This is a genomic window from Vibrio sp. Vb0937 (assembly GCF_033338855.1).
Map to the genome: position 1 here is coordinate 48,430 of NZ_JAWOTK010000020.1, position 14,041 is coordinate 62,470.

Genomic DNA, 14,041 nt, shown 5'->3' on the forward strand with positions numbered 1-14,041 from the left:
TTTGCACATTTCTCACACTATGTAATACTTGCCCCACTTGGTTATACATAGAGCAAAAACGATGGATAAAATAGAAGTTCGCGGTGCCCGAACCCATAACCTTAAAGACATTAATCTTACAATCCCTCGCGATAAACTGATTGTCATTACTGGACTAAGTGGCTCCGGTAAATCCTCTCTCGCTTTCGATACATTGTATGCAGAAGGCCAACGACGCTACGTAGAGTCTCTCTCTGCCTACGCTCGTCAGTTTTTGTCTCTGATGGAAAAACCCGATGTCGACCACATTGAAGGGTTATCACCTGCGATTTCTATTGAACAGAAATCTACTTCTCATAACCCGCGTTCAACCGTCGGTACAATTACCGAAGTCTACGACTACTTACGTCTATTGTATGCTCGTGTGGGCGAACCCCGCTGTCCAACGCACCATGCCCCTCTTGCTGCGCAAACCATCAGCCAAATGGTGGACAAAGTCCTAGAGATGCCGGAAGGCAGCAAAATGATGCTATTGGCGCCTATTGTCAAAGAACGTAAAGGGGAGCATGTTAAAACGCTTGAGAACTTAGCGGCTCAAGGCTTTATTCGTGCGCGTATTGATGGAGAAACTTGCGATCTTTCCGATCCTCCAACCCTTGAGCTACATAAAAAGCACACCATTGAAGTTGTGGTAGACCGCTTTAAAGTTCGTCCAGACTTACAACAGCGCTTGGCCGAATCTTTCGAGACAACACTCGAATTATCAGGCGGTATTGCGGTTGTCGCGCCAATGGATGGCGACGGTGAAGAGATTATTTTCTCCGCCAACTTCGCTTGTCCACAATGTGGTTACAGCATGCAAGAGCTAGAGCCGCGACTTTTCTCATTCAACAACCCTGCTGGAGCATGTGGCACTTGTGATGGTTTGGGTGTTCAACAATACTTCGATCCAAGCCGAGTCATTCAAGATGATTCATTAAGCTTGGCACAAGGTGCGATTCGCGGTTGGGATCAAAAGAACTACTACTACTTCCAAATGCTCACCTCATTGGCCGATCATTATGGTTTTGACCTCCATGCCCCTTTTAATTCTCTGCCAAAGAAAACGCAAGATGTCATTCTAAAGGGCTCAGGTCGTACTGAGATTGAGTTTAAATACATCAACGATCGTGGCGATATTCGCGTTAAACGCCATCCATTCGAAGGTATTCTGAATACCCTAGAACGTCGCTATCGTGATACAGAATCCAACTCTGTCCGTGAAGAGCTTGCAAAATACATCTCCACTAAATCTTGTTCAAGCTGTGGCGGTACTCGTCTACGCCTCGAAGCACGTAACGTGTTTATTGCTGATACGACACTACCTGAGATTGTTGAACTCAGCATTGCTGATGCATTGGAGTTCTTCCATTCCTTGAAACTGGAAGGTCAACGAGCCCAAATCGCTGAAAAAGTGATGAAGGAAATCAACGACCGCCTGCAATTCTTAGTTAACGTCGGTTTGAACTACCTAAACTTATCACGCAGTGCTGAAACCTTATCAGGCGGTGAAGCTCAACGTATTCGTTTAGCAAGCCAAATTGGTGCAGGTCTTGTTGGTGTCATGTACGTCTTAGATGAACCGTCGATTGGCCTCCACCAGCGTGATAACGAACGACTCCTAAAAACACTGACTCATTTGCGCGATTTAGGTAATACCGTACTTGTGGTAGAACACGATGAAGATGCGATTCGCTGTGCAGATCATGTCATAGATATTGGTCCTGGTGCTGGCGTACATGGTGGTAATGTTGTTGCGGAAGGCACCATGGAAGAGATAGTCGCGAATCCGAATTCTCTGACAGGTCAGTACTTAAGTGGTGTTAAAGAAATCGCAGTACCGAAAGATCGCACGCCGCGAGATCCGAAAAAAACGGTTGAGCTATTAGGCGCTACAGGTAATAACCTTAAAAACGTTAATCTTTCAATTCCTGTTGGGTTATTCAGCTGTATTACAGGAGTATCTGGCTCAGGTAAATCAACGCTGATTAATGATACTTTCTTTAAAATTGCGCATACCCAACTTAACGGAGCGACAACGGCTCAGCCTTCACCTTATAAATCGATTAAAGGTCTAGAGCACTTCGATAAAGTCATCGATATCGATCAAAGCCCAATTGGCCGTACACCTCGCTCTAACCCTGCAACCTATACGGGGATCTTTACACCAATCCGTGAACTGTTTGCAGGCACACAGGAGTCGCGTTCTCGCGGTTACAAGCCGGGCCGTTTTAGTTTTAACGTACGCGGTGGTCGTTGTGAGGCCTGTCAGGGTGACGGTGTTATCAAAGTAGAAATGCATTTCCTACCAGATGTTTATGTGCCATGTGATGTGTGTAAAGGTAAACGCTACAACCGTGAAACTCTCGAAGTACGTTACAAAGGTAAAACTATTGATGAAGTGCTAGAAATGACGGTCGAAGATGCACGCACCTTCTTCGATCCAGTTCCTGCCATCGCTCGCAAACTACAAACACTGATGGATGTGGGTTTGTCGTACATACGATTGGGTCAAGCGGCAACAACACTCTCCGGTGGTGAAGCACAGCGTGTTAAATTGGCGCGAGAGCTATCCAAACGTGATACAGGAAAAACCTTGTACATTTTGGATGAACCAACAACCGGCTTGCACTTCCATGATATCCAGCAGTTGCTCACTGTACTGCACAGACTTCGCGACCACGGAAATACTGTCGTGGTGATCGAGCATAACCTGGACGTCATTAAGACTGCGGACTGGATTATCGATCTTGGTCCTGAAGGGGGTCAGGGTGGCGGCGAGATAATCGCTCAAGGCACTCCGGAAGATGTGTCGCAAATCGAGGGTTCGCACACAGCTCACTTCCTCAAGCCTATGTTGAAGTAGAAAAAACAGGTAAAGTATCGAGACCAGCAAGTGCTGGTCTTTTTTCATTCAAAACAACGCAATAACTATGGCTACTATACATGTAAGTGGAACAAAGCTTTCTCCCGAAAAAGTACAGGTTCCCCTCAATCGCAAGTTTCTCATTGCCTTGGCAACACTATTTGTGTTGGCAATGCACTTTTTCATGCCCAACCCCGGCGGTTCGGGGCTTTCGCTTTCGTTCAATGCGACAACTTGGATTGCTTTTAGCTTTGCATTAGGCATTGGGTGTTACCAACTCGCGAATAATCGAGTGCTACGTTACTCAAAACTAACCATCGGCTTGTTCATTAGTGCTCTTATCATGACAGTGCCCATTCTGTACCCAAATGCGAATAGCAGCTTGGCAGCCAATAAGCTCATAGGCCTGTGGTGTGGTGTCCTGTTCTTTATTGTTTTACAACAATTTCATTTCAGTAATAAACATCGCCAACGCCTATTATGGTTCATTGTCCTTGCGGTTGTTATCGAAGCCATTTTTGGTCTGGCACAATATCTGTATCTCAAACCAGGCAATCCGTTTGGTTACGACACGGTGGCCAATCGTCCTTATGGTATTTTCCAACAGCCCAATGTAATGGCCAGCTTTCTTGCGACAGGGTTGGTGATTGCCAGCTATTTACTTGCACGTCAGCCCTACAAATACGACCGTAAGTTAAGTGATGTTTACCTTCTCTATGCCGTGCCAGTTTTAACTTTACCACTAATTGTGGCGTTGGCTTCACGCACTGGTTGGTTAGCCTCGGTCATCGCCGTGTTGTTGGTCATTCCATACATGTACCGCTTTGCAACCAAAGGGCGCTTTATCCGCTGGGTTGTGTCACTTGTAAGTGGGCTCTTACTCTCAGTCGTTGTCATGCATCTTGCCTTTCCTGATGGAGGTGGGTTAGCCGCAGAAAAAGTAAATATGGAGTCTCCTCGAGCGTATACTTTTCCGCAAACATTAGACATGGTGATTGAAAAGCCTTTTACTGGTTATGGATATGGCAAGTTTGAATCTGAGTACATGCTGTATACGGCTCGTCAACATGCCCTAAATGAGAATTACCCAGCTGGTTTGCCAGCCATGGATCATCCGCATAATGAGCTACTATACTGGGGAGTAGAAGGTGGCTTGCTGCCAATAATCGGCATCTTCTTAGCGATGGCACTGGTACTGTATCGAATCTATCAAGCCAAACGCGGAACTCGTCTTGCGTTGCTGGCCTTGTTTATACCTATCGTATTGCACTCGCAACTGGAATACCCTTTCTATCACTCTCTCGTGCATTGGTTGATCTTCGTTATCCTGCTGTACTGGGTCGATCAGCGCGTCTCTCGTTATCGACAAATCGGCTTTAGTAATGTGACCAAAAGCTTGCTGCGTGTTTTTAGTTTGGTACTTCCCGTTGCGTTTACGTTTTACATGGTAAGCGCATTGCATACGAACTATGTATTGACGAAGTTTGAGACCACTAGGCCAACTAACCCTGATATTCTGAATCAAGTCAGTAACCCTGTAGTTTGGAAAGACAGGTTTGATTGGGATGTCTACAGCACGTTTTTAAACCTTGGGCTGTACCAACAAGACGCAACCTTGATTCAGCCTTATATCGATTGGTCGCTAAAAATCATCAAAGATAAGCCTCGCCCTGCATTTTATAATAATTTGATTTTGGCCTACCAAGGCTTAGATGACTCAAGTAAAGCGGAGCAAATTAGAGCTGAAGCGCAGTTTTTGTTCCCGAAGATTGATTTCAGTGACGTCAATTACCAACCACCTTCTCAAGCTATCTCTGCCTCACCAACCCCCACTTCAGGAGCTGAGTAATAAATACAAAAAAAGCGAAGAGATGACCTTCGCTTTTCTTTATCTCATTGCTGTATGATTTTACTCAGTGAGTGACTCTTCTAACGCTTTTAAGCACAGCGCAACGTTTTCAGATCGAGCGCCGTAACCCATTAAGCCAATACGCCACGCTTTACCAGCTAATGCCCCAAGGCCTGCACCAATTTCTAGGTTATAGGTTTCTAGCAAGTGAGCACGAACTTTTGCTTCATCAATTCCTTCAGGCACGTAAATCGCATTTAATTGTGGCAACCGATGGGCTTCGTCCACAACAAATTCAAAGCCTAACTTTTGTAAGCCATTTTTGAGTTTTTCATGCATCAGTTGGTGACGAGCCCAAGCGTTTTCTAATCCTTCATTTTTCAGTATCAATAAAGCTTCATGAAGCGCATACAAGCTATTAACTGGCGCCGTATGATGGTAACTACGCTTACCTTCTCCACTCCAATACCCCAAAACTAAACTCTGATCGAGGAACCAACTCTGTACTGGTGTTGTTCTTGCTTGAATCTTTTCAATCGCGGCAGGAGAAAACGTCACTGGTGAGAGCCCAGGTACACATGACAAACATTTTTGACTACCAGAGTAAACCGCATCCAGTTGCCATTCATCCACTTTTAACGGCACACCACCAAGCGATGTCACCGCATCAACAATAGATAATGCATTATGCTGTTTCGCCAGCTTACCCAATGCTTGAGCATCACTGACTGCACCAGTTGAGGTTTCCGCATGCACAAAAGCAAGAACTTTTGTATCTGGGTGCTGTTCGAATGCTTGCTCGACTTTATCAATGGAAACAGGCGTCCCCCATTCATCATCGACGATAACAACTTCACCACCAGCACGGACGACATTTTCGCGCATGCGTTCACCAAATACACCATTACGGCAGACGATCACTTTATCGCCTTTCTCGATCAAGTTTACAAAGCAGGTTTCCATTCCTGCACTACCAGGCGCTGAAACCGCAATAGTGAACTCATTGTCAGTTTGAAAGGCATACTTCAATAGCTGCTTGAGCTCATCCATCATACCGATAAACAGAGGATCAAGGTGACCTACAGTAGGACGGCTTAGTGCTTGTAACACTTGAGGATAAATATCAGAAGGACCAGGTCCCATTAAAATACGGTGAGGTGGAATAAAGCTTTGGATCGACATGTCAGCTCCTTGATTATCTTTTATCCTGAGCATTCTAAAAGTTCTATTCAATAAGATGGCTCAGGTGCAGGGTTCTTCACCCTAATAGATTTTTCCTCTATCAGCAATTAGCCGTAAGTATGGAGGTCAAACCAGTGTCACAAAATCGTTAATAAAAAACACCATAAAGGTTGAAATATTGATTGACATTAAGGCCTCAAAACCGTTCAATGTTTGAGCTTTATGTAGAAGAGGAGCGCTACCCAGGTAGATGATTTGTGGAACCGCAATTCCAACACCAATCATTGAGGGGGAGTAGTGCCGAGGTAAGTCAAAGTTGCAGGATTTGACTTGTCGGTTGAATTGGGCTGAATCCCATCAACTGTCATCAGCGCAGTCTGATGAAGGGCTTCTGAGGGTAAATTTTTCAAATAGCATTCTAAATACCTCTCTTTTTGCTCTGTTCCTTTTCTCACTAAACATTGGATGTACAATTTTTTAGGAAGTCGTGGGAGAACGCAGTGAGCGCATTTAACGTAGCTAAATTCGGTGGAACCAGTGTTGCCAACTTTGAGGCAATGAGTCGTTGCGCCACCATTATCGAAAACAATCCAAATACTCGCCTGGTCGTGAGCAGCGCTTGCTCTGGCGTCACCAACCTATTGGTAGAACTCGCCAACGGTGTTCAGGATCAAACGCACCGTACTGAGCTGCTGCAAAATCTGGCCAACATTCATGACGCCATTTTAACTCATCTCGAAGACAGCACGAAAACTGCTGCCGAGGTGTATGGCATATTAGATACCGTAACCAGCCTGGCCGAGGCTGCATCTATCCAAGCTAGTGCGAAGTTAACCGATCATTTAGTCGCATGTGGCGAACTCATGTCGACGCATATTCTAACTCAGTTAATGTGTGAGCGAGGCATTCAGGCTGTGCGCTTTGATATCCGCGATGTGCTGCGTACTGATGACAACTTTGGTCGCGCGGAGCCAAACATTGAAGCAATTTCGACGCTTGCGCAAGATAAACTCGTACCACTTTGCCAACAATCCGTTGTTGTTACTCAAGGCTTCATAGGATCTGACGAAGCAGGTAATACAACAACACTAGGTCGAGGAGGCAGCGATTACAGCGCCGCCTTAATTGCTGAGAGCGTCAAAGCGGCAGGGTTAGAAATCTGGACTGATGTTCCGGGCATCTACACAACAGACCCGCGAATTGCGCCAAAAGCCTCACCAATTCCTGAGATCAGCTTTAGTGAAGCTTCAGAAATGGCTAACTTTGGCGCTAAAATCCTTCACCCTTCTACGCTAGTACCTGCATTGCGTCACGACATTCCGGTATTTGTGGGGTCATCGAAAGAGCCTGAAAAAGGGGGAACTTGGATTCGCCACCAAGTCGAAAGCTCACCGTTATTCCGTGCGCTAGCTTTGCGTTGTAACCAAACCATGGTAACGCTACGCAGCGCCAATATGTTCCACGCATACGGCTTCTTAGCAAAGGTCTTTGAGATCCTTGCAAAGCATAAGATATCTGTCGATTTGATCACAACATCTGAAATCAGTGTATCGTTAACACTTGATCAAACCGATACATCCGGCGGCGCGCCGCAGCTGCCGCAAGCTGTACGAGAAGAGTTAGAAGAGTTATGTAAGGTAGAAGTTGAACGTGACCTATGCCTCGTTGCCCTAATTGGTAACAACATGAGTGAGAGTAAAGGCTACGCGAAACAGGTTTTTGGCACGCTAGAAGATTTTAACCTACGCATGATTTGTTATGGCGCTAGCCCTCACAACTTATGCTTCTTGCTCCATGAATCAGTATCGAAACAAGCCATACAAAAACTCCACACTGAGTTGTTTGAGAAGTAAGTTCAACTCAATAAAACAAAGGGCTGCGTATCTGCAGCCCTTTGTCGTTTCATTAGTTGTTACATTTGGACGAGGTAAACATCAATTTAACCGTTAATGTTTGGCCCTAACCATTTTTCAGCCTCGATCCTATCCCACCCCTTACGATCGGCGTAACTCTCTAGCTGATCTTCTTGGATCTGTGCGATCGCAAAGTAACGTGAGTCAGGATGAGAGAAATACCAACCAGAGACTGACGCGCCCGGATACATTGCATAGCTGGAGGTTAGAGTCATGCCAATATTCTCTTCCACATTAAGTAGCTCCCAAAGCGGTCCTTTTTCAGTATGCTCAGGGCACGCTGGATAACCTGGTGCAGGGCGAATACCTTGGTATTTTTCACGAATGAGATCATCGTTAGATAAATCTTCATCCGCAGCATAACCCCAAATTTCTTTACGGACACGCTCATGCAAATACTCAGCAAACGCTTCGGCTAGGCGATCCGCCACCGCTTGAATCATAATTGCGTTGTAATCATCTCCCTGTGCTTTGTATTCATCAGCAAGCTCTCGTTCACCAATACCACCAGTGACAGCAAATGCCCCTATCCAATCATGTTTACCCGACTCTTTAGATGCGATGTAGTCGGATAAACAATAGTTGAATCCTTTTGGTTTCTCGGTCTGTTGTCGCAAGTTACGTAATACTTTCACAACGTCGGTACGAGTTTCATCAGCATAAACTTCAATGTCGTCCCCCACGCTCGCAGCAGGGAATAAGCCACACATTCCACGCGCTTTTAACAGGCCTTCTCGCTCAACTCGATCAAGTAACTCGTTGGCATCTTCGAATAAACGTTTTGCTTCTTCACCAACTTCTTCATGTTGGAAAATTGTTGGATACTTACCCACAAGTGACCAAGTCATAAAGAATGGTGTCCAATCGATGTATTGACGTAATATAGCCACATCAAAATCATCGAAGATATGAATGCCAGGCTTAACAGGCACTGGAGGGGTGTAAGCTTCCCAATCGATAGCAACTTTATTCGCTCGAGCAGCTTCTAATGTCACTGGTTTGGTTCTCGGTTTCTTTCGATTATGTTGATCACGTACTCGTTCGTAATCAGCTTCAAGTTTTTCAACAAATTCAGGGCGACGTTCATCTGACAAAAGAGAAGTACATACGCCCACTGCACGTGAGGCGTTGTTCACGTAAACCACTGGATGCTTGTAATTTTGCTCAATCTTAACTGCTGTATGGGCTTTTGACGTTGTTGCGCCACCGATGAGAAGAGGTAAGTTAAAGTCGAGACGCTCCATCTCTTTTGCAACATGCACCATTTCGTCTAATGAAGGCGTGATCAACCCTGATAAACCAATAATATCGACGTTTTCTTCTTGCGCTACTTTTAAGATCTTTTCGCAAGGAACCATGACACCAAGATCGATAATTTCGTAGTTATTGCACTGCAATACAACGCCAACGATATTTTTCCCGATATCATGTACATCACCTTTGACCGTCGCTAGCAAAATCTTACCGTTTGTTTGTCCCACCTGCTTTTCTGCATTGATGTAGGGCTCGAGATGCGCGACTGCTTGCTTCATCACTCGGGCAGATTTTACGACCTGAGGAAGGAACATTTTACCTTCACCAAACAAGTCTCCGACGACGTTCATCCCATCCATTAGTGGGCCTTCTATCACCTCTAATGGCTTTGAAGCATTGACACGAGCTTCTTCGGTATCATCAACGATAAACTCGGTTATTCCTTTCACTAACGCGTGTTCTAAACGCTTTTCAACAGGCCAGGTTCTCCACTCAAGTGCAGAGGCATCCTCCTCTTTACCTACCCCTTTGCCTGCGTATTCCGCCGCGATATCTAACAATCTCTCAGTGGCGTCATCACGACGGTTAAGAACGACATCTTCCACAGCCTCACGCAATTTTTCAGGCACGTTATCGTAGATTTCTAACTGACCCGCATTCACAATCCCCATATCCATACCATTTTTAAAACAGTGGTAGAGGAACACCGCGTGAATCGCTTCACGTACATAGTTATTGCCACGGAAAGAGAATGAGACGTTAGAAACACCACCAGATATCATCGCATGTGGTAAATCACGTTTGATATCGCCAACGGCTTCAATGAAATCCACCGCGTAGTTATTATGCTCCTCGATCCCCGTAGCAATGGCAAAAATGTTTGGGTCAAAAATGATGTCTTCTGGTGGAAAGCCCACTTCATCAACAAGAATTCGGTAAGCGTTGGTACAAATTTCTACTTTGCGCTCACGTGTATCTGCTTGCCCAATCTCATCAAACGCCATCACAATCACAGCCGCACCGTAACGGCGGATCAACTTAGCTTGTTCAACAAATTTCTCTTTGCCTTCTTTGAGAGAGATCGAGTTAACAATGCCTTTGCCTTGGATGCACTTAAGACCGGCTTCAATAACCTCCCACTTGGAAGAGTCAACCATGATTGGTACTTTTGAGATTTCAGGTTCTGACGCACAAAGGTTTAAAAAGCGAACCATACAAGCTTGTGCATCCAACATGCCTTCATCCATGTTGATATCGATAATTTGAGCGCCATTTTCAACTTGTTGACGAGCCACATCGAGCGCTTCATCGTACAGCTCTTCTTTAATCAAGCGCTTAAAACGCGCAGAACCGGTTACATTCGTACGCTCACCGACATTGATAAATAAAGAGTCTTTATCAATCGCGAGTGGCTCTAAGCCAGACAAGCGACAAGCAACGGGAAGTTCAGGTAATTGACGAGGGGCGATATTTTCAACCGCGAGTGCCATTTGGCGAATGTGCTCAGGAGTTGTACCACAACACCCACCAATCAAGTTTAAAAAGCCACTTTGAGCCCACTCTTTAACATGCTTAGCCATATCTTCTGGCGACAAATCGTATTCGCCGAATGCATTCGGAAGCCCAGCATTTGGGTGAGCGGAAACAAAAGATTCTGATATACGAGAGAGCTCTTCAACATAAGGACGCAGCTCATCTGGACCAAGTGCACAGTTCAAACCAAACGAAATCGGTTTAACATGACGTAATGAGTTGTAAAACGCTTCTGTGGTTTGACCGGATAATGTCCGACCGGAAGCATCAGTAATAGTCCCCGAGATCATCACAGGTAACTCAATACCCATCTCTTCAAACACACTTTCAACAGCAAATGAACAAGCCTTAGCGTTAAGCGTATCGAAGATGGTCTCGATAAGAATAAGGTCTGAACCACCTTTAATAAGCGCTCGAGTCGATTCAGAGTAAGCCTCAACTAACTCGTCGAAAGAAACATTTCGATATCCGGGATCATTTACATCAGGAGAAATAGAACAAGTTCGGTTTGTCGGCCCTAAAACCCCTGCGACATAACGTGGTTTATCGGGTGTTTTTGCGGTCCATTCGTCTGCAACTTCACGTGCAAGCTTGGCAGCTGCAAAGTTAATTTCTTCACTTAGGCTTTCCATCTCGTAGTCAGCCATCGCAATGGTTGTTGCGTTAAAAGTGTTGGTCTCAAGAATATCTGCACCCGCTTCTAAATATGCAGCGTGAATTTCCTTGATAAGTTGAGGCTGACTTAGAACCAACAGGTCGTTGTTACCTTTTAGATCACAATGCCAATCCGCAAAGCGCGTTCCTCGATAGTCTTGCTCTTCAAGTTTGTACCCTTGAATCATGGTTCCCATACCACCATCAATCAAAAGAATACGTTGCTTCAATTGAGCTTCAATCTGTTGTCTTACGTTACTTCCCACAGTACAGCCTCATTCCTTTAGTTATCTTTCCATCCTATCACACAAACTTCAGGAGTCTAGACGTCTAAACGTGGAATTAATGATTATTTTATCTCCTTCTTAACTTACAAAATAATCACGAAAAAATGTTTGCTATTTAAGCAGCATCAGCCGAGAATTCCATTCATAAAATGTTACAAATAGAGAGCTCTATGTCGGTCTATCATACTTTATGTTTTCTATCCGCAGCTGCGATGCTAATTGCTTTTGTAAACAGCAAGATAGGAAAGATGCAAACCACCATTGCGATTACCGCAGGTTCAATGGTGCTTTCACTTCTAATCTTAATTGCGGGTCAAAACAACTGGTTCCATCTCACCGAAATTGCGACGGAGACGGTCACAAGGATTAACTTCGAAGATTTCTTGCTCAAAGGCATTCTTGGCTTCTTACTATTTGCTGGTGGACTAGGCATCAAACTCCCGAACCTTAAAGATCAAAAGTGGGAGATCACTGTTTTAGCCCTTGGAGCTACACTGTTTTCTACGTTCTTTATTGGATTTGCGCTGTATGGGTTTTGTCAGTTAATTGGCATCCAATTTGATTTGGTCTACTGCTTACTATTTGGTGCTCTAATATCGCCAACTGACCCAATCGCTGTATTGGCTATTGTGAAAAAACTAGATGCACCTAAACGTATCTCCACTCAGATTGAAGGAGAATCGCTCTTCAATGATGGCTTCGGTTTGGTTATCTTCGTCACTCTATTTACGATTGCATTTGGCACTGAGGCACCAACTGTAGGTAGTGTCACCTTACTCTTCATCCAAGAAGCTATCGGTGGTATCACATATGGTTTCGTCCTCGGTTTGCTATTTCACTACTTGATCAGTGCCACCGATGATCACTCAATGGAATTGTTACTTACCATTGGTGTCCCAACAGCAGGTTACGCATTTGCTGAATACATCCATGTATCAGGCCCACTCGCGATGGTTGTATCCGGTATTATGATTGGCAACTGGACACGCTTTATTGGCTTTTCAAAAGAGAGTGAAGATCACCTTGACCATTTTTGGGAGCTTGTTGATGAGTTCTTGAATGGCGTGTTATTCCTACTGATCGGCATGTCGATGCTGCTATTTGAATTCCACAAAGAAGACTGGATCATGATGGCTATTTCAGTCCCTCTTGTACTAGCAGCTCGCTATCTAAGTGTATTTCTTTCTTACATAGGCTTTAAACGTTACAGAAAATATAATCCATGGTCAGTGCGTATTTTGACGTGGGGCGGTTTACGCGGAGGCCTAGCACTAGCGATGGCACTTTCTATTCCATCTGGTATTTGGGTGATTCAAGATAAGTTAATCGATGTAAAAGAGATTATTCTTGTAATGACCTACTCCGTCGTTGTTTTCTCTATCCTCATTCAAGGCTCAACAATCACTCCAATGATTGAAAAAGCAAAAGCAGAAGAGAAGAAGATGGAAGAGAACAACCAAGCAATAACCACTCCGGAACATACGGAGCCAGTGGACTCTTAAAGACACGTAACTTAATAAATAAAAAGCAGCTACCTAGCTGCTTTTTTCATAACTAATTTTCAGACTCCCCTTCAAGGACGAATGCTCCTTATTCTTTGATATACCTTCAAATATACTAAGAATCGCTACGCTACATTTTCATAGATACTAACTATTGCCGATAGATAGTATTCATAGACGAGCCTTTTAATTTACCCATTTTCATCTGTATCCTTCTCTTCCCTTGGCAATATAGGCTCCTCGCAAATATCAAAGCTAAACTTCCACAATACTTAGCAATGAGCGAGTTTGTATTTTTATGAGAAAGAGGCATTTAGGGTAATTGCGTTCAGAACCCAAACAGGTTAGCAACCTCACCAAGATAAAACTGAGCTAGCATTCAGGTAGATCAAAGCCTTAACAGAAATGTAGCCCCCCTCCCTCTTGATCTCAGTGAGACTAAACTTGTATTCAAAGTCGTCCTGTTTTCAAATTAGAAACAAGCGACACTTCAAACAATTAAACTCTGTCACATAACTAGATTTTCTAATATCGAATAAAAGGAGCTTTGGTGAATGAAGAGGCTCAAAACTAGCGCTCGAGACTGCAGAAACCACACAAAACTGCGTTCCACTTCACTCATAACAGGGCTTAGAAAGCATAGCCAGAGGGAAGCCTGCCTCTCGATGCAAGGTTTCAATATGAAAGTGGATTTAAGGTAAGTCGGGGAACCAAAACGAAAAAAGCCTCAGTCTTTCGACTGAGGCTTAATATAAGTGGCGGAGTGGACGGGACTCGAACCCGCGACCCCCGGCGTGACAGGCCGGTATTCTAACCAACTGAACTACCACTCCGCAGTGGTATCACTCGCTTTAATAAGCAAGCGTCCGCTTTTGTCTTCACTTTTCGAAAAAGTGAAAATAAAACTAAAGCCTGGCGATGTCCTACTCTCACATGGGGAAGCCCCACACTACCATCGGCGCTATTTCGTTTCACTTCTGAGT

The 14,041-nt window shown here is 44.5% G+C and carries 6 protein-coding genes, 1 tRNA gene and 1 riboswitch; of the genes, 4 read left to right on the top strand and 3 right to left on the bottom strand.

From position 1 onward, the window contains the following. The first annotated feature begins 61 nt into the window (after window positions 1–61). Together uvrA and R7P67_RS18475 are read left to right on the top strand one after the other, a co-directional pair. A complete protein-coding gene (gene uvrA, locus R7P67_RS18470; protein ID WP_005381241.1) occupies window positions 62–2,884 on the top strand; it encodes an excinuclease ABC subunit UvrA in 2,823 nt (940 codons plus the stop codon). Between the two features lie 67 nt (window positions 2,885–2,951). After that, a complete protein-coding gene (locus R7P67_RS18475) occupies window positions 2,952–4,733 on the top strand; it encodes a PglL family O-oligosaccharyltransferase (RefSeq protein WP_262654043.1) in 1,782 nt (593 codons plus the stop codon). 60 nt (window positions 4,734–4,793) lie between these two features. On the opposite strand, the gene R7P67_RS18480 is transcribed toward R7P67_RS18475, so the two are convergent. Continuing rightward, window positions 4,794–5,915: a pyridoxal-phosphate-dependent aminotransferase family protein gene (locus tag R7P67_RS18480; RefSeq protein ID WP_104975641.1), complete on the bottom strand. Its 1,122-nt coding sequence runs from the start codon at window positions 5,913–5,915 to the stop codon at window positions 4,794–4,796. A 220-nt stretch (window positions 5,916–6,135) separates the two neighbouring features. Next, window positions 6,136–6,314: riboswitch (Lysine riboswitch) on the top strand. Window positions 6,315–6,415: 101 nt separating this feature from the next. Here R7P67_RS18480 and lysC point away from each other — a divergent pair. Beyond that, a complete protein-coding gene (lysC, locus tag R7P67_RS18485; protein ID WP_213908228.1) occupies window positions 6,416–7,768 on the top strand; it encodes a lysine-sensitive aspartokinase 3 in 1,353 nt (450 codons plus the stop codon). An 86-nt stretch (window positions 7,769–7,854) separates the two neighbouring features. Here lysC and metH read toward each other — a convergent pair whose 3' ends face one another. Next, entirely contained in the window at window positions 7,855–11,535 is a 3,681-nt protein-coding gene (metH, locus tag R7P67_RS18490; protein ID WP_205461589.1) for a methionine synthase, read from the bottom strand. A 191-nt stretch (window positions 11,536–11,726) separates the two neighbouring features. Between metH and R7P67_RS18495 the strand changes: the two genes are divergently transcribed. Further along, window positions 11,727–13,058 (top strand): cation:proton antiporter, encoded by a 1,332-nt coding sequence (locus R7P67_RS18495; RefSeq protein ID WP_053306797.1) that lies wholly within the window; start codon window positions 11,727–11,729, stop codon window positions 13,056–13,058. A 756-nt stretch (window positions 13,059–13,814) separates the two neighbouring features. Here R7P67_RS18495 and R7P67_RS18500 read toward each other — a convergent pair. Further along, window positions 13,815–13,891, bottom strand: a tRNA-Asp gene (locus R7P67_RS18500). Window positions 13,892–14,041: the final 150 nt, after the last annotated feature.

Excerpts from the sequence above, each read along its gene's own strand:
- uvrA (WP_005381241.1), top strand. The coding sequence starts at position 62 with ATGGATAAAATAGAAGTTCGCGGTGCCCGAACCCATAACCTTAAAGAC.
- R7P67_RS18475 (WP_262654043.1), top strand. The coding sequence starts at position 2,952 with ATGGCTACTATACATGTAAGTGGAACAAAGCTTTCTCCCGAAAAAGTA.
- R7P67_RS18480 (WP_104975641.1), bottom strand. The coding sequence starts at position 5,915 with ATGTCGATCCAAAGCTTTATTCCACCTCACCGTATTTTAATGGGACCT.
- R7P67_RS18495 (WP_053306797.1), top strand. The coding sequence starts at position 11,727 with ATGTCGGTCTATCATACTTTATGTTTTCTATCCGCAGCTGCGATGCTA.